Origin of the sequence: Leucobacter celer subsp. astrifaciens, assembly GCF_001273835.1 — a bacterium.
GTDB classification, from domain to species: domain Bacteria; phylum Actinomycetota; class Actinomycetes; order Actinomycetales; family Microbacteriaceae; genus Leucobacter; species Leucobacter celer.
Genome location: NZ_JHEI01000139.1, coordinates 50,715 through 66,948 on the forward strand (window position 1 = coordinate 50,715; position 16,234 = coordinate 66,948).

Consider the following 16,234-nt stretch of genomic DNA (forward strand, 5'->3'; position numbering starts at 1 on the left):
TGCCATCCGACGCTGAGGCCGGAAGCCGCTCCCCGTGAGCGGTTCCGGCCTCTCGTCGTATCCGCACCCCGGCCGCTGAATTCGCCTGCCGAGATCAACGGCTCCACCCGATCCGGCTCCCGCCGATTGAGCCTGTCGCCCGCCGATTGAGCCTGTCGAAATCAAGGGCCCCACCCGCCCCACCTCGCCCCACCCGCCCCACCCGGAGGAACCCCATGCTCGTTCTGCTCCCGCCTTCCGAGACCAAACGGGTCGGGGGAGCGGGCGTCCTGGATCCCGGTGCGCTGCACGCGCCGGATGCTCTGGGCGCCGCGCGGGAGCGAGTGCGCGCCGCGCTCGTCGAGTTGAGCCGCGACGACGAGGCGGCGGCGAAGAGCCTGAAGCTCGGGGTGAAGAACCGCGGGGAGCTCGAGCACAATCTCCGCCTCGGGACGAGCGGCGTGATGCCGGCGATCGAACGCTACACGGGTGTGCTCTACGATGCGCTCGACGTGGGTTCGCTGAGCGCCGCGGCCCGGGCCTGGCTCGACGAGCACGTGCTGGTGCAGTCGGCGCTGTTCGGGCTGCTGTGGGCGGGGGACGAGATCCCGGCCTACCGGCTCTCGGCGGGATCGCGCCTGCCGGAGCTCGAAGCGCCTCTCAAGCGGGTGTGGGGCGAGGCTCACGCGCGGGTCAACTGGGCCCAGGACACCCTGCTGCTCGATCTGCGCTCGAAGGACTACGGCGCGCTCGCTCCGCTGCCGAATGGATACTTCCTCAACGTGGTGCAGCGCGGTGCGAACGGCGAGGTGCGGGCGCTGAATCACTTCAACAAGGCGGCCAAGGGCGATCTTGTGCGGCGGCTCGCCCGATCCGGATCCGCGACCGGCGCGGCGGAGATCGACGGCGTCGGGGAACTGCTCGTCTGGGCGGCGGCGGAGGGACTCGAGATGACGGTCTCCGAGGCGGATCGCACCGTCACGCTGGTGACCGAGCTGGGGGCGCCCGCTCCCGTCAGCTGATCTCCGCGTCGGCGTCGATCCGTAGGACGGTTGCGTACAGCACCTCGATGCCGGCTGCGATATCGCTGAAGCTGCTCCACTCCTCCGGACAGTGGCTGCGCCCGTCTCGAGAAGGGATGAAGATCATCGCCGTGGGCGCGAGGTTCGCGATGGCGACGCCGTCGTGCGTGGCGCCCGAGTAGAGTCGCAGCGTCTCGCGACCGCACTCCATCGAAGCCGCGAGGGCGATCTCCGAGAGCCCGGCGTGCATGGGCGTCGGTTCGTCGAGGTGCCCCCACGCGATGCGGCTGACGGTGCGGTGCCGTCTGTCGAGCCGTTCCACCTCCTGCTCGAATGACCGCTGCATCGCGAGGAGCCCTGCGAGATCGGGACTCCGGAATTCGCCGGTGACGGAGGCGGCCTCCGAGATGGTGTTGGTGAGCGGGCTGGGAGTAGTGATCTCGCCGACCGTGCCGACGGTATCCTCTCCGCTCGAGCCGAATCGCTGCACCGCGAGAACCGCGTCTGCGGCGCAGCAGAGTGCGTCGCGGCGCAGGTTCATCGGCATGGTGCCGGCGTGGTCGCGGCGCCCGGTCACCTCGAGTGCGAACGTGCTGATACCGCAGATCTGCGAGACGATGCCGATCTCTGCGCCGAGCCGTTCGAGGATCGGCCCCTGCTCGATGTGGAGCTCGACATAGGCGGCGATGTCATCGGCGCGCCATCGCGAGAGATGCGCGTCATCCGGCCGGTGACCGGCGCGCTCCATCAGCGACCCGAGCGTGTTGCCTTGCAGGTCGGTGCTCTCGAGCGCCGCGCGATCCAGGCTGCCGCTGACCGCCCGGGATCCGACGAGCTTCACACCCTGCGGGTTCCCCTCCTCGTTCGAGAAGTCGACCACGCGGAGGCCGCGGCGCAGGCGCCGCCCGTCCCGGCGCAGCATGCGCGCGACCTCGATGGCGCCGAGCACGCCGACGATGCCGTCGAAGCGGCCGCCGCCCGGCACGGTGTCGGAGTGGCTGCCGATGACGATGTCGGGTGCCGACGGGGAGCTGCCCTCCAGATAGCCGATCACATTGCCGACCGCGTCCTGGTGCGCGTCCAGGCCGGCCTCGCGCATGCGCAGGAGCAGCCAGTCGCGCGCCGCGCGATCCTGCTCGCTGAAGCCGGTCCTCGACCATCCGGGGAGCGAGGAGTCGACGAGCGCACTCAGGTGCGTCCACTCGGATTCGATGCGCGCCATCTCCGGCGCTGCACCGGTCACGCGGATACTCCCAGTGGTCGGGCGAGGAGCTGCGCGTACGGGAGCTCGGTGCTGAGCGCCGAGGCGTGCACGGCGGCACGGACCGCCCGCTCCAGGTCCCCGTGCTCCGCGAGCTCTCGGGCGAGGTGTCCGCAGAAGACATCCCCGGCCCCCGTCGTGTCCACGGGGCGAACCGGAGGCGGAGCGATGACCACCGGGGAGGAATCGCGCTGCAGGAAGAGCGCCGCACCTGCCGAACCGAGAGTCACGACGATGGCGCCGTCGAAGTCGATGCGGCGTGTACAGGCACGCACCTCTTCCAGGGACCGCGGTTCGGCGCTGCCGGCGAGGTGCGCCAGCTCCATCCTGTTGGGCACGAGCAGGTTGAAGCCGCGCAGGAGCGAACGCAGCTCCGACGCCGGAGCGACCGGTGCGGGATTGAGGATCCGCCACTGCGAGCCGCGGTGCTCTGCGCAGACCTCGAGCACGGTGAGCGGGGTCTCCAGCTGGGTGAGGAGGACGGTGCTGCGGTCCGTCTCGAGAGCTCGTGCGACGTGTGCTGGAGAGAGATGCTCGTTCGCTCCGGGGCTCACGACGATGAGGTTCTCAGCGTTGCTCTCGGCCACGATCAGATGCGCTTCACCGCTGGGGACGCGCGCGAGCACCTGCAGCGAGGAGAGATCGACGCCCCAGGAGCTCAGGTTCCGAACCGCGATCCTGCCGTGCTCGTCGTCGCCGATCGCGCCGATGAACTTCACCCGCGCGGCTGCGGCTGCGGCTGCGGCGGCCTGATTCGCCCCCTTGCCGCCAGGAGACACGGATCGGCGCCGGCTGAGGATGGTCTCTCCGGCGACGGGGATGTGCTGCACCTCGAGTTTGGTGTCGAGGTTCACGGAGCCGACCACCACGACGGAGGCAGGGTCAGCCATGGCGGGCCCCCAGCCGGTCGAGCTCGGTGAGGACGAGCCTCCAGAATGCGGGCGCGTCGAGTTGCATGGCGATGCTCGCGTTCGGCTGTCGATCGGTGTAGCGGTGGTGCAGGTCGGCGACCGTCTCGCCGCGCGTCCAGCGGCCGTCCAGTTCGACGGCGAGGAAGGCTTCTCGCCACTCGATGAGCGCTGGCGCGATCAGGGCGGCAACGGTGCAGGGATCGTGCACCGGCGGCGCGTCGAACTCCCACACCCGGTGGTAGGAGTCGCCGAAGAAACCCATCCAGGCGGCGCAGATCCGGCCGACCCTCGTCTCGGATGATCGCATCGCCTCGACGACATCGTGCGTTGCGAGGGCCTGGTGCGTGAGATTCAGCCCGACCATTCGGATCGGGAGGCCGGATTGCAGCACCTGATCGAGCGCCTCGGGGTCGGCGAAGGTGTTGAACTCGGCCGAGGGCGTGTGGTTGCCCCGCTCGGTCGATCCGCCCATGAAGATGATCTCGGCGATGCGCGGGGTCAGATCCGGTCGATCGAGGAGCAGCTGAGCGGCATTCGTCATCGGGCCGGTGACCACCAGAGTGACGCGCTCCTCCGACGCTTCCAGCACCCGGGCCATGAGCTGCACGGCGCCCGCCGGATCCGCGGTCCGGCTCGGCGGTGGGAGCCCGGGGCCGTCGAGCCCCGTGGAGCCGTGCACGTAGTTCCCGAGCTCGGTGTCTCCGCGGAGCGGACCCGCGGCGCCCGCGGCCACCGGTACTTCGGGGGCGCCGGCGAGGTCGAGGATCTGGATGGCGTTCCGCGTCGCGTCCTCGAGCGAGCAGTTCCCGAAGCAGGTCGTCACGGCCCGCAGATCGATCTCGGGGGAGGCGACGGCCAGGAGGAGCGCGACGGCGTCATCGTGTCCCGGGTCGCAGTCGATGATGACGGGGCGCACCATCAGCTGCCCTCGTTCGCGAGCCAGCGGATCATGCCGGCGACGAGCGGAGCGAACCCGTCCCAATCGAGGAACGGCTGGGGGCACCAGTGCGGGCCGATGTCCGACGTCCAGGCGAGGGTGCGCCCCTGGCCGACCTCCAGCGTGGCGAGGAGCGGGTGCGGGCCCACGGAGGCGACGACGCTGGCGCCGGCGGAGGGTTTCACCTCGTTGTACCCGAGCAGCTGCGGGGCGCCGTCGAGTAGGCCGGCGAGGGGGTGAGCGGCGTCGGCGACGGAGACCTCCGCGCCCTCGGGCGCCTCGACCCGGTCATCGCAGAGCAGCATGTCGACCGGCAGCACCTCCGCGAGTGGCGTGCGCGCGAAGTTGGCGGCCGCATTGATCCCCTGGAAGCTCAGGTAGCCGCCCGCCATCATGAGCCCGCCGCCGGCCTTCGTCCAGTCGACGAGGGCGCGCAGCGAGTTCTCGCTGGGCAAGCCCTGCTTCCAGGTCTCGGGTGTCAGCAGGAACGAGTTCGCTCCGATGTCGGAGATGATGACGACGTCGTATTCCGAGAGCGCCTCGACCGTGCGGGGGAAGCGCGCGGGCACGTCGTGCCCGTACATCTGCTCGACCTCGATGCCCTGCTCGGCCGCAGCCGCGATGAATGCGTCGGCTCCGGTGTCGAACGAGGTGCTCGTGAAGGTGTCGAAGCCCTTCTGATGGATCTCGTGAATCGTCCAGCTCTCGCCGGCGAGAAGTACGCGTGGCATGGTGTCTCCTTCGTGTGGTTATTGATCTGAGGCGGCGGCGGTCCCGTTCGCCGCCCCGCCGGGGGAGGTGCGCGCGCATTCGTCGAACAGCGATCGCGGGTTGTCGACCAGCAGCCGGTCGATCGTGGCGTCGTCCGCTCCGTGACGACGGAGCCGCGGCACGAAGTACTGGAGGATGTGCCCGTAGCCGGGGCCTCCGTGCGCGCGGAGCAGGGACTTCAGGAAGATGTCCTGGGAGATCAGCAGCCGTTCGCCGAAACCGGCCTCGACGAGCGAGAGCAGGTTGCGCGCGTTCTCATCGTCGGACGGGCACTGCACTCCCTGGTCCGCATAGAAGACCTCCATGCCGATCATGTCGTACTGGACCCATGCGCCGCGGCGCAGCAGCTCCCGCTGGTAGAGCCGGTCCGCTCCGGACGGCCCCATGTGGCACAGCACGATCGCGCGAGGATCCACCCCCTGGGCCTCAGCGATGTCGAGCACCTCGTGACCGCGGCGGAACCAGGCCGGAAGATGCACTTCGATCGGGAGGCCGCTCTCCCGCTGGGCGAGGCAGGCGCCGATCAGGCTCGTGCGCTCCAGTTCGGTGAAGTCGGCGCTCACGCCGATCTCTCCGATGATCCCCGGTCTGACCCCGTCCTCGCCGTGGAGCAGGTCGGTGACGATCTGCTCCGCGACGTCCTCGGCATGCAGCGCTGAGAAGTCCCGGGGCAGGCTCGGGTCGAGATAGTAGCCCGTACCGGCGACGACCGTGATCCCGCTGCGCTCGCTCAGCTCGCGAAGCGCTCCGAGATCGCGGCCGCTGTTCATGCTGGTCGTGTCGATGATGGTGCGTCCGCCGAGAGCGGCGTAGCGCCGGATCTCCTGCAGCGCGAGCTCCGGATCGTCGAGCCGGCAGTTGTCGAGATTGCCGAAGGGATCGTTCCTCAGCTCCCACAGGATGTCGGCGGACACCGGCCGGTGCATGAACTCCTCGGGATCGACCCCGGGCACCGCCGTCGGAGCGGCCCAGGAGCTCGCATCGTTGACGAGGTGCTCGTGGGTCAGGGTGATCCCGAGTTCCGAGGAGTCCTTGGGGCCCGTGACGGTGATGACCGTGCTCACGACGAGGCCCGGGAGAACCGGCCGAAGAGCCGTGTGTTGACGAGGATCGCGATCACGAGGATGAGGCCCTGCACGATCGGGATCCAGTAGACGTCGACCTTGAGGAGGACCAGGCCGTTGCTGAGTATCCCGAGCGTCAGCGCGCCGATCGCCGATCCCATGATCGATCCGCGGCCGCCCATGAGCGAGGTGCCGCCGAGCACGACGGCGGTGATGACCTCGAGCTCGAACATGGTGCCCGAGTTCGGCGAACCGCTCGCCAGGCGGGAGGCCGTGATGACGCCCGCGAGCGCGGCGGCGAATCCCGTGAGGCCGAGCACCGCGAGCTGGATGCGCCGGATGTCGACGCCCGACCGCCGCAGCGACTCCGCGTTCGAGCCCGTCGCCACGACGTAGCGGCCGAAACGGGTGTGGTTGAAGACGTACCAGGCGAGGGCCACGCAGGCGATGGCTATCCAGGTGGGCGTGTAGAGGCCGAGGAGCTTGCCCTGGCCGATGGGGATGAGGAACGAGGACTCGATCGGGGTGCTGTAGCCCTCCGTGATGAAGAGCGCGACACCGCGGAGCGCGGTCAGCGCGGCGAGTGTCACGATGAAGGATTGCATGCGCCCGAAGGCGACCAGGGCGCCGTTGACGAGTCCGACGACGAGGCCGAGGCCGAGGGTGATCAGGAGGGCGACGACCGCGTTGCCCGTCATGGCCCACAGCCCCAGAGTCGCGGCCGAGAGGCCGACGATGGAGCCTACGGACAGATCGATCTGCCCCGTGGTGATGACGAAGGTCATGGCCATCGCCACGATCACCGTCGGGGCGATCTGCCGGGAGACGTTCACCAGGTTCTCCACGGAGAAGAACGCATCGGTCTGGATCGAGAAGAATACGAAGAGCAGGGCGAAGACCAGTGAGATCGAGAGGACGCCGAAGTGCCGGCTGACGAAGCCGTTCGAGCGGGCGGGTCTGGTCACGATGGCCTCGGTGTGGCTTGCAGTGTTCACGGCGGTCTACTTTCCCATCATCGCGGTCACGAGTTCGGACAGGTCGGTGTCCTCGGGCTTCAACTCGCGGTGCAGCACACCCTCGTAGAGCACGACGAGCCGATCGCAGACCTCGAAGAGATCCTGGAGCCGGTGAGTGATGAGGATGACGCTCACACCCCGGGCCGAGACATCCCTGATGAGCTGGAGCACCATCTCGACTTCTCGGGCGGCGAGAGCCGCGGTGGGCTCGTCGAGGACGAGCACCTTGGGGTCGAAGGTGACCGCGCGAGCGATCGCGATCGCCTGGCGCTGTCCGCCTGAGAGCGTGCCGACCTCCTGCGTGGTGTCGGAGATGCGGATGTGGAGCTTCTGCAGATCCTCGGCGGCCTCTCGATGCATCCGAGCGAGGTCGAGCCGCCGGGTGAGCGGGTGGTAGTGCTCACGGCCCAGGAAGAGATTCCCGGCGACATCGATGTCGTTGCACAGGGCGAGATCCTGATAGACCATCTCGATCCCTGCGCGCCGGGCGGCCTTCGGATCCGAGCTGCTCATCTGCTCGCCGTCGACGAGGATGTTGCCTGAGTCCGGGGTCACTGCGCCGGCGAGCATCTTCATGAGGGTGGACTTGCCGGCGCCGTTGTCGCCGACGAGCCCGATGACCTCGCCCGGAGCGACGGAGAGGTTCACTCCTCTGAGCACCTTGACAGCGCCGAACCGTTTGCGGATATCGACCATCTCGACGCGGGGTACTGCGTTCATCGCGTGCCTTTCGACGGGTTGCGGGGCGGAAGAGCCGCCCCGCAACGGGGGACTAGTTGAAGATCTCGCGGTAGTCGTCGACGTTGTCCGAGGTCACGATGGTGATGGGGACGTCGATGAAACCCTTCGGGGACGCGCCCCCGAGAATCGCCTTCACCTCTCCGACGGCTTCGACGCCCTCCTGGCGAGGATCCTGCTGGATCACGGCCTCGACGAGCCCGCTGTCGATGCCCTTGATCACCTCGGCGGTGAGATCCCAGCCGATGATCTTGGTCGCGGAGCTCCCGCCCGAGAGCGCGGCGACGGCGCCGACGGTCGCGGGCTCGCCGGTGGTGTAGATGAACTTGAGGTTCGGCTGCGCCGTCACGAGATCCTGCGCGGCGGTCGCCGCCTTCTCCTGGACGTTGTCGCCGTTGACGCTCTGCGTGTGGATCGCTCCGGCAGCGTCGATGGTGGCGCGGAAGCCGTCTTCGCGCTGATTCTGGATGAACGAGTTCTTCGCGTCGACGACGCCGTACTGGCTGCCCTCCACGAGGCCCGCGTCGATCATCCATTCTCCGGCTTCCACGCCGCCGGCCTCGTTGTCGACGCCGACGAAGGTGTCCACGCCCTCGACCTCCGCGTCGATGGCGATGACGGGGATGCCCTGGGCCTGGGCCGCCTCGACGGCGGGCTTCACGCCGTTGACGTCGATCGCGACGACGATCAGAGCGTCGACGCCCTGGGTGACGAAGTTCTCGATGTCGGAGCTCTGTCGCGCAGAATCGTTGTTGGCGTTGGCGATGGTGAGCTCGCAGCCGAGCTCGTCGGCCGCTTCCTGGGCGCCCGCATTCATCTCCGTGAAGAATATGGCGGTCTGGTTGATCTGGGTCATCCCGATGGTGCAGGAATCGCTGGTCTGGGAGCCGCCGTCCGCGGCGGGGGACTCGTTGCCCGTGGTACATCCGGGCAGGACCGCGAGGGCCGCGGTGGCTGCAACAGCGATCAGCGCTGTGCGTCGTGGGAACCGAGTGCGCATGGAATACCTCCGTTGGTATGTGCTTGGCAATCGATTGCCAAGTGATGTTCGACGATACCCTGGGAACCGAGCGAAGAGAATGGGCTCGGAGATATCGATTCGGTAACGGAGGTGCGCGGTGGCGACACGCGGACGGAACGTGACGATGCGCGACGTGGCCGATCACGCGGGCGTATCGTCCGCAACCGTGTCCCGAGCGCTGACGGGAAGCCGATCGATGTCGGCCGAGATCCGTGAGCGTGTGCTCGCGAGCGCCTCTGAGCTCGGCTACCACGTGAATCTGCTTGGGCGGGCGCTCCGCACGCAGCGGCTCAACGTCGTCGGGCTCATCATGCCGAACCTCGAGAACCCGTTCTTCGCCGCGCTCGCCGAGGAGCTCGGGAGCGTGCTGCGAGGAGCGGGGTTCGACCTGCTCGTCAGCAGCGCCGGAGACGACGTGGCGGTCGAGCGGCGGGCAGTGGAGTCCTTTCTGGGGCAGCAGATCCACGCGCTGATCGTGATCCCGAGCGATGAGCGCGCCAGTGCCGATGCGCTGCGGCTGGCGGTCGAGCGCGTGCCGACCGTGCAGTTCGATCGGCAGGTGCAGGATCTGGACGTTCCCTATGTCGGATGCGACAACGTCCGGGGGATCGAGATGATCGCCAGTCACGTGAGAGAGGTCACGCCGGCCGGGCAGCCGACGATCTTCATCGGGGCCGAGATCATCTCGTCGTCGGCCCGTGAGCGTCGGGAGGCGTTCGAAGCGCTCATGCCTGAGGCGATCTTCATGAACGGAACCTTCGGGGTGGAATGGGGGCACAGCGCGGCGCGCGAACTGCTCGAGCGCGGGATCCGGTCGGGGACGATCGTCGCGTCGGCCGACGTGATCGCGCTCGGTGTGCAGAGCGAATTGCAGGCGAACGGGATCGGCGTTCCACGCGATTTCCGAGTGATCGGCTTCGACGGCGTCGGCGTCGCCGGCTATGCGTTGCCGGCCTTGACCACCTTGCGTCAGCCGGTCGAGGAGATGAGCCGTGCGGTCCTCGAGCTGATCTCCGATGGGTCGCAGCCCGACAGCTCGCGACGAGAACTCGTGGTCCCGGAGTTCGTCCCGGGAGACTCCAGTCCGGTCCCGTGAATCGTGGCCGTTGCGAGGCGCGATAGGATGTTCAAGATGTCCATGGAGAGTAAGCAGTGACGACCCGAGGTGAGAACGCGTCTCACCGGCGACTGCGCTACCGCAAAGACAGCGATATCGAGATCGAGCTCTCCTGGTTCGGGATGACCGATGTCGGCCGTCGGCGCGATACGAACCAGGACAGTTACGTCGCTCTGCCGCCCATATTCGCGGTGGCCGACGGCATGGGCGGGCACTCGGCCGGAGAGATCGCCTCGGCCGCGGTGGTGCGCAGACTCGCGGAGCTCGGCGGCAGCACGAGCGTCGGCGAGTCCGACATCGATGAGGTGCTCAGCGACGCCGTCGACGACATCGAGCTCGACGCCGGAGAGACCGAACTCGGTGCGGGGACCACGGTGACCGGGGTCTGCATCAGCGCCGAGGACGCGCCGACCTGGAAGGTCTTCAACATCGGGGATTCCCGGGTCTACCAGTACTTCAAGGGTGCGCTGAGCCAGATCACCGTCGATCACTCCGTCGTGCAGCACCTCATCGACACGGGGGCCATCACGGAAGAGGAGGCGGAGGTCCACCCGCACGCCAACGTGATCACCCGAGCGGTCGGGTTCAACGAGGCGCCGATCCCGGACTACACCGCGCTCGCCCTGATCCCGGGCCAGCGCCTGCTGATCTGCTCCGACGGGCTGACGAAGGAGCTCACGGACATCGGGATCCAGCACTTCCTGGCGACCCAGCCGACCGCCGAGGAGGCCGCGCGCACGCTCGTGCAGCAGGCGCTCGAGAACGCCGGCCGCGACAACGTCACGGTGATCGTGATCGACGTGCACGCCGTCGGCGAGGACCGCACCGAAGAGATCACCATGTGACCTGCTTCGCCGGTCGAGCGGATGTTTCTCGCCGGTTGAGTCGCGCGCTTCCTCCCGTCGGCCCGTGATGAACCTGCGAGGAGTCGATACTGCGGAACCTCGGGTTTCGACTCCCTTCGCTCACTCAACCGGCGGGCCGGCGGGCTCTGCTCGCGTCGAGGCCCCTCCGCGGGAGGGGGCGCCGGAGCATGTCCGCGAGTTGTGGAACCGAGTGTCTTCGGGGATGCAGGCCAGGTGGGGCGGGGCGCTGGGGTTGACAAGAGATTTCGCGCAGAACTAGGCTGTAGCGTAATGCGCAAGACATTGCGCTTTGCACAAGACCAGTGAAGGTGGGTCGCCGATGTCGTCGTCACGTTCCATGAGTGGGACCGGGTCCTACGACGTCATCGTGGTAGGCGCTGGAGCGGCCGGCCTCTCGGCTGCGATCTTCGCGGCGCAATCCGGTGCCAGCGTGCTGGTGCTCGAACGGTCTGCGAGCATCGGCGGCACCAGCGCTCTCTCCGGGGGGTGGATGTGGCTTCCCGGCGCATCTCGGGCGGAAGCCGCGCAGGCGGACTCCCGGGAGGCGGCGGAAACCTATATCCGAAGCATCGCGGGCGATCGCTATCGCTCGGACCTGGTCGCCGCGTACCTCGACGGTGTCCCCCCAGTCTTCGAAGTGCTCGAGCGGAGCGGATTGCGCGCCGTGCACGCCGAGACCGCACCCGACTACTCGGAGCATGCGCCCGGCGCCGTCAGTGGAGGGCGTGCGATCAGCGCTGACGCTTGGAGCGCGCACGGGCTCGGCAGGAGACGGCGCGATGTGCGCAGGCCGCTGAGATCGATGCGGGTGTTCGGCGTCGTGCCTCAGCTCGGTGATGAGCTGAACGATTTCGTGCAGGCCAATCGGTCTCTCGGCTCCTTCGCCCGCGTCGCGGTGAAGATCGCGGCGGCCGCGCTGCAAACTATATGTTTCGGCCGCCCCACGAGGCTCACGAACGGGAACTCGCTCGTGGCACAGCTCTACAGGATCGCGCTGGACGCGGGGGCCGAGTTCGTATTGGGGGCGCGAGTAGAGGAACTCACGGCGACCGGTGCCAGGGTCGACGGAGTCGTCGCGGTGAGGGCGGGGCAGTCGCTGCGCCTCTCGTCGAGGGGCGGGGTGATTCTCGCCTGCGGTGGAATCTCGCACAATGGCGACCTCGCCGCCAAGTACTTCACCCACGTCGGACGCGGCCTCGCGCACTGCTCCGTGACGACTGCGGAGCACGACGGGGAGGCTGTGCGGCTGAGCGCTCCGTTCGCGTCGAGGTTCGCAGAAGATGTCGAACAGCCGGCGGCGTGGGCGCCCGTGACCGCGTTCGGCGTCGAAGGGAGAGAGGTCTTCCCGCACTTGCGGAGCATCGGACTGCCGGGGCTCATCGCAGTGAACGCGGACGGGAGCAGGTTCACGAACGAAGCGGATTCGTATCATGATTTCGGGCAGGCACTCATCGCGGACGGCGAGGGGCGATCCGCCGCGAGGGCCTACCTCATCGCAGACGCGAGAACGATGAACACCTACGGGATCGGATATGCCAAGCCGCTGCCGATTCCTCGACTCGCCTACTACCGGAACGGATATCTGGTGAAGGGTCGCACTCTGGACGAGATCGCGCGCAAATGCGGTGTCGATGCCGAGGTGCTGAGGCGCGCGGTTGCGGAGTACAACGCCGATGCTGAGCAGGGCATCGACACGCGTTTCGGGCGAGGGGAGACCTTTTACAACAGGTTTCGGGGAGACAAGGGGCATCGGCCGAACCCGAGCCTTGGGCCGATCGGCAGGGCGCCGTACTACGCGAGTCCGATCACCATTGGCGATCTCGGCTCGTTCGTCGGTCTCGACGTGGATCGTCATGCGCGTGTGCTGGGGGAGTCCGGAGAGCCTGTCGAGGGACTCTACGCCGCGGGCACTGCGGCGGTGAGTCCGTTCGGGGGCGCGTACCCGGGATACGGCGCGATGCTCGGGCCTGCGGTCGTCATGGGTGCGCTTGCGGGGGAGTGGGCTGCAGCCACGGCGACGGGTGAATGAGTTCCGTGTGATCCGGGATCTCCCGTGGTCAATCAATGGACATCTGCGTATAATTGTGTATACATAAGAATACACTGAAGCATCGGAGGATAATTATGACCGAGGGAGCACTGGACTTCGACGTGATCGTGGTCGGGGGCGGGAACGCCGGTTACGCGGCGGCGCTCGCCGCGGCGACTCGTGGACGCAGGACCGTGCTGCTCGAGCGCGGAGAGCGGGGTATGCAGGGGGGTAACAGCTTCTACACCGCGGGGGCCTCGCGCATCGTGCACAATGGCCTGACCGATCTGCAGGACTTCATCGAGCAGGACGAGCGTCACGAGAGAACCGAGGTTCCGCCCTATACGGCCGAGGACTATCTGGGCGATCTGGACAAGGTCACGAGCGGACGCAATGACAAGGCCATGAGCGAGGTGCTCGTCGCCGAGTCGCAGACCACGATGCGCTGGCTCAACGGTCTCGGGTGCAGGTATCGCCTCATGTATGAGCGCCAGGCGTATGAGCGGCCGGACGGTGGGTACTTGTTCTGGGGCGGACTCCATGTAGGAAACGTCGGCGGCGGTGAGGGCATGATCGCCGACTACGAGCGCATCGCCGAAGCGAACGGAGTCGAACAGCGCTGGGGGATCGAGGTCACAGGATTCGTGGCCGAGAACGGAACCGTGCGCGGCGTGACGGCTCGGAACGCATCCGGGGAGCAGTGGGAGCTCCGGGCGGAATCGGTCATCCTGGCGGCGGGAGGCTTCGAGGCGAACCCCGAGATGCGTGAAGAGTATCTCGGCGAAGGATGGCAGAACGCGAAGGTGCGTGGAACTCCCTACAACACCGGCGAGCTGCTCCGAGCGGCGCTCGCGCTCGGCGCAGCACGCGGTGGTGACTGGAACTCCTGCCACAGCGTGCAGTGGGACGCGTTCATGCCCGAGAACGAGAGTAACCGTGAACTCACGAACCGGCTGACGCGTCAGAGCTATCCTCTCGGCGTCATCGTGAACCGAAACGGCGAGCGCTTCCTCGACGAAGGAGAGGACTTCCGCAATTACACCTATGCCAAATACGGCAAGGTCATCCTGCAGCAGCCGGGTTCGGTCGCATGGCAGGTGTTCGACGCCGCGCTGCGTCCCATGTTGCGCACCGAGGAGTATGACATGCCCGGAATCTCGGTCGATGTCGCGGGCACTCTCGAAGAACTCGCGGAGAAGATGGGAGTGCCTGCCGAGGCGTTCGTGGAGACCATCCGCGCCTACAACGAGTCGATCGACACGACGGGGGGCTGGGACCCGACGGTGAAGGACGGCAGAGCGGCCGACACGAACCCGCCGAAGAGCAACTGGGCGCGCCCGCTCGTCGAGAGCCCCTTCTACGCCTTCGGTGTGACCTGCGGCATCACGTTCACCTTCGGAGGTCTCAAAGGAGATCTCGATGGCCGTGTGCTCAGCGAATCCGGCGAGGTCATCCCTGGTCTGTTCGCGGTGGGCGAGGCGCTCGGAGGGCTGTTCAGCGGCAACTACCCCGGTGGATCCGGGCTTGTCGCCGGCTACGTCTTCGGCCGCCGCGCCGGGAAGATCGCTTGATCTCATGTAGAGTCGGAGCGACTTCGGGGAGGCATCTTGATTCAGCAGCGTTTGGACGGAGAAGCGATCTACGCCCTGCTGTTGCGCGATATCCAGGCCGGGAGGATCCCGGAGGGCGGCTACCTCAAGGAGGTGGACCTCGCGTCGCGCTTCGGCGTCAGTCGTACGCCGGTGCGCGACGTGCTCAACCGCATGGTGCTCGAACGTCTCCTCGTGCGGACGTCGAAGGGGCTGCGGCCCCGCCGGGTCACACCCGAGGAGATCATCCAGGTGTACGATCTGCGGATCCTCCTCGAGAGCGAGGCTGCCGCCCAGGCGGCGAAGAACCGTCACGTCACCGATGTCGTCGCCTTGAGAGGCCTGCTGGAACGGGACCGGGCCCTGGTCCATCCCGAGGATGCCATCCGTACGAGCACGAACATCGAATTCCACGAGGTGATCTGGCAGGCCGCCCACAACGCGGTACTCCTCGACGTCCTCGAGCGTCTGTCGCTGCATGCGATCCACAAACCGAGTTCGACGCTGTCGATCGGGGGTCGGTGGTCCGACGCACTCGACGAGCACGAACGGATTCTGCAGGCGATTGATCGTCAGAATGCAGAGGAGGCCGCTGCGGTGATGGCCGAGCACATGCGCACCGCGCGCGATCTGCGTCTCTCGCTCTTCGGCCAGGTCATCGAGCGCTGAGCCAACTGCGGTATTGCTCGATTCTCAGCTCGCGGCGCCTCGCGTCGACGCGCGAGCAGGCCTCAAGGTCGATGTTCGAGTGGTCGAACCCTGTTCCGGCCGATTGCGATTTCATTGCTGCCCGCACCCACGCCTGCTTCTGACTCGAACGCGTCGGCGCACTCGCGCCGACCGGATGCTCGGGTCCGGAGAAGCGCTGTTCACCGTGTGCCCACCGCAGGGGGAGGTCGGGGATCGCGGCCAGCGCGGTCCCGATTCCGACCATGTCGATCCCGCTTCCGAGCACCTGTTCCACTCCTCGCCGCGAGCTCACGCCTCCGGTGAGCATGAGCGGCATCTCGGCGATCCCGACGAGGTCGCCGACGAGCTCGAGGAAATAGGCCTCCCGCTGCCGCGACGACTCGGGGAGGCCCGTGCCGTGCATCGCGGGGGATTCGGCGTTGCCTCCCGAGAACTCGAGAAGATCGAGTCCCGCTGTGTTGAGCTCGGAGACGATCTCGGCCGCATCCTGCTGATCGAACCCGCCGCGCTGGAAATCGGCGGTGTTGAGCTTGAGGCCGAGGGCGGTGTGCAGGGGCAGCGCCTCGCGTACGGCCCGGAGCGTCTCGAACAGGAATCGGCTGCGACCTGCGAGGTCTCCTCCCCAACGATCGGATCGCTGGTTCGAGAGCGGCGAGAGGAATTGCGATATGAGGTATCCGTGCGCCCCGTGGAGCTGCACTCCCGAGAAGCCCGCGAGAGCGGCGAGTGCCGCCGTGGTGGCGAATTGCTCGATCGCGCGTTCGATGTCTGCCTCCGACATCGCAGTCGGTACCGCCCAGAATCCGGCAGGGCCCCGGGCCCCGATGCTCGACGGAGCGAGCGGGGTCACGCCGAGATCGTTCCGCACGAGTCTGCCCGTGTGGTTGATCTGCATCCACAACTGCGTTGTGCGGGAAACGGAGCTCCGGGCCCAGGTGACGAAGGGCGTGAGATCCTGCTTGTCGTCGAGCACGATGCCGTGCGGGCTCGTCACGTGGTCGGCTGCGACCATGACGTTCCCCGTGAGCACCAGTCCCGCTCCTCCGCCCGCCCATGAGCGGTAGAGCTCTCGGTGCGCCGCGCTCGGTACTTGACCGGACGCGGCGAGGTTCTCCTCCATCGCCGCCTTTGCAATGCGATTCGCTATCACCTGACCGTTTGGAAGGGTGAGGGGTTCGAGGAAAGGCGAGGGCATGAGTATTCCTGTGGTTCGCGGAAACACC

General features: G+C 67.4%; 15 protein-coding genes. 6 read left to right on the forward strand and 9 right to left on the reverse strand.

Features of this window, described 5'->3' with window-relative positions; genetic code table 11:
• The first annotated feature begins 215 nt into the window (after positions 1-215).
• Positions 216-1,001 carry a YaaA family protein gene (locus tag AMS65_RS12430; protein WP_053384495.1) on the forward strand — a complete coding sequence of 262 codons (786 nt, stop codon included), beginning with the start codon at positions 216-218 and terminating at the stop codon, positions 999-1,001.
• Here the strand turns inward: AMS65_RS12430 and AMS65_RS12435 are convergent.
• Genes AMS65_RS12435 through AMS65_RS12470 form a run of 8 tightly spaced genes read right to left on the reverse strand, consistent with a single transcriptional unit; the run spans position 994 to position 8,699 of the window.
• A complete protein-coding gene (locus AMS65_RS12435) occupies positions 994-2,244 on the reverse strand; it encodes a M20 family metallo-hydrolase (RefSeq protein ID WP_053384496.1) in 1,251 nt (416 codons plus the stop codon). The two genes, AMS65_RS12430 and AMS65_RS12435, sit on opposite strands and share 8 nt — an antisense overlap.
• The gene (locus AMS65_RS12440; RefSeq protein WP_053384497.1) at positions 2,241-3,152 is read right to left on the reverse strand and encodes a ribokinase; all 912 of its coding nucleotides are present in this window, start codon (positions 3,150-3,152) and stop codon (positions 2,241-2,243) included. The genes AMS65_RS12435 and AMS65_RS12440 overlap by 4 nt, the downstream gene beginning before the upstream one ends.
• Positions 3,145-4,092, reverse strand: a complete 948-nt coding sequence (locus AMS65_RS12445) for a nucleoside hydrolase (protein ID WP_053384498.1) — start codon at positions 4,090-4,092, stop codon at positions 3,145-3,147. Before AMS65_RS12445 ends, AMS65_RS12440 begins: the two co-directional genes overlap by 8 nt.
• A complete protein-coding gene (locus AMS65_RS12450; protein WP_053384499.1) occupies positions 4,092-4,841 on the reverse strand; it encodes a glutamine amidotransferase in 750 nt (249 codons plus the stop codon). Before AMS65_RS12450 ends, AMS65_RS12445 begins: the two co-directional genes overlap by 1 nt.
• An 18-nt stretch (positions 4,842-4,859) precedes the next feature.
• The gene (locus AMS65_RS12455) at positions 4,860-5,945 is read right to left on the reverse strand and encodes a phosphotriesterase family protein (RefSeq protein WP_053384500.1); all 1,086 of its coding nucleotides are present in this window, start codon (positions 5,943-5,945) and stop codon (positions 4,860-4,862) included.
• The gene (locus AMS65_RS12460) at positions 5,942-6,940 is read right to left on the reverse strand and encodes an ABC transporter permease (RefSeq protein WP_083451677.1); all 999 of its coding nucleotides are present in this window, start codon (positions 6,938-6,940) and stop codon (positions 5,942-5,944) included. The genes AMS65_RS12455 and AMS65_RS12460 overlap by 4 nt, the downstream gene beginning before the upstream one ends.
• A 6-nt stretch (positions 6,941-6,946) precedes the next feature.
• On the reverse strand, positions 6,947-7,681 hold the full coding sequence (locus tag AMS65_RS12465) for an ATP-binding cassette domain-containing protein (protein ID WP_053384501.1): 735 nt from the start codon (positions 7,679-7,681) through the stop codon (positions 6,947-6,949).
• 52 nt (positions 7,682-7,733) lie between these two features.
• On the reverse strand, positions 7,734-8,699 hold the full coding sequence (locus tag AMS65_RS12470; RefSeq protein ID WP_075200981.1) for a substrate-binding domain-containing protein: 966 nt from the start codon (positions 8,697-8,699) through the stop codon (positions 7,734-7,736).
• A 118-nt stretch (positions 8,700-8,817) separates the two neighbouring features.
• Here AMS65_RS12470 and AMS65_RS12475 point away from each other — a divergent pair, with 118 nt between their 5' ends.
• The 5 genes from AMS65_RS12475 (at position 8,818) to AMS65_RS12495 (ending at position 14,990) form a co-directional block, all read left to right on the forward strand.
• A complete protein-coding gene (locus AMS65_RS12475) occupies positions 8,818-9,816 on the forward strand; it encodes a LacI family DNA-binding transcriptional regulator (protein ID WP_053384502.1) in 999 nt (332 codons plus the stop codon).
• 56 nt (positions 9,817-9,872) lie between these two features.
• Positions 9,873-10,682: a PP2C family protein-serine/threonine phosphatase gene (locus tag AMS65_RS12480; protein ID WP_083451678.1), complete on the forward strand. Its 810-nt coding sequence runs from the start codon at positions 9,873-9,875 to the stop codon at positions 10,680-10,682.
• Positions 10,683-11,040: 358 nt separating this feature from the next.
• A complete protein-coding gene (locus tag AMS65_RS12485) occupies positions 11,041-12,732 on the forward strand; it encodes an FAD-dependent oxidoreductase (protein WP_053384503.1) in 1,692 nt (563 codons plus the stop codon).
• 95 nt (positions 12,733-12,827) lie between these two features.
• Positions 12,828-14,303, forward strand: coding sequence for an FAD-dependent tricarballylate dehydrogenase TcuA (gene tcuA / locus AMS65_RS12490; RefSeq protein WP_053384504.1), 1,476 nt, complete (start codon positions 12,828-12,830; stop codon positions 14,301-14,303).
• Positions 14,304-14,339: 36 nt separating this feature from the next.
• Positions 14,340-14,990, forward strand: a complete 651-nt coding sequence (locus tag AMS65_RS12495; RefSeq protein ID WP_241489436.1) for a GntR family transcriptional regulator — start codon at positions 14,340-14,342, stop codon at positions 14,988-14,990.
• Here the strand turns inward: AMS65_RS12495 and AMS65_RS12500 are convergent.
• Entirely contained in the window at positions 14,977-16,206 is a 1,230-nt protein-coding gene (locus tag AMS65_RS12500; RefSeq protein WP_053384505.1) for an oxidoreductase, read from the reverse strand. The two genes, AMS65_RS12495 and AMS65_RS12500, sit on opposite strands and share 14 nt — an antisense overlap.
• Positions 16,207-16,234: the final 28 nt, after the last annotated feature.

What these genes read in the sequence shown, in the direction of transcription:
- AMS65_RS12440 (WP_053384497.1), bottom strand. Translation starts at nt 3,152, where the DNA reads ATGGCTGACCCTGCCTCCGTCGTGGTGGTCGGCTCCGTGAACCTCGAC.
- AMS65_RS12485 (WP_053384503.1), top strand. Translation starts at nt 11,041, where the DNA reads ATGAGTGGGACCGGGTCCTACGACGTCATCGTGGTAGGCGCTGGAGCG.
- AMS65_RS12430 (WP_053384495.1), top strand. Translation starts at nt 216, where the DNA reads ATGCTCGTTCTGCTCCCGCCTTCCGAGACCAAACGGGTCGGGGGAGCG.
- AMS65_RS12500 (WP_053384505.1), bottom strand. Translation starts at nt 16,206, where the DNA reads ATGCCCTCGCCTTTCCTCGAACCCCTCACCCTTCCAAACGGTCAGGTG.
- AMS65_RS12450 (WP_053384499.1), bottom strand. Translation starts at nt 4,841, where the DNA reads ATGCCACGCGTACTTCTCGCCGGCGAGAGCTGGACGATTCACGAGATC.
- AMS65_RS12465 (WP_053384501.1), bottom strand. Translation starts at nt 7,681, where the DNA reads ATGAACGCAGTACCCCGCGTCGAGATGGTCGATATCCGCAAACGGTTC.
- AMS65_RS12470 (WP_075200981.1), bottom strand. Translation starts at nt 8,699, where the DNA reads ATGCGCACTCGGTTCCCACGACGCACAGCGCTGATCGCTGTTGCAGCC.
- AMS65_RS12445 (WP_053384498.1), bottom strand. Translation starts at nt 4,092, where the DNA reads ATGGTGCGCCCCGTCATCATCGACTGCGACCCGGGACACGATGACGCC.
- tcuA (WP_053384504.1), top strand. Translation starts at nt 12,828, where the DNA reads ATGACCGAGGGAGCACTGGACTTCGACGTGATCGTGGTCGGGGGCGGG.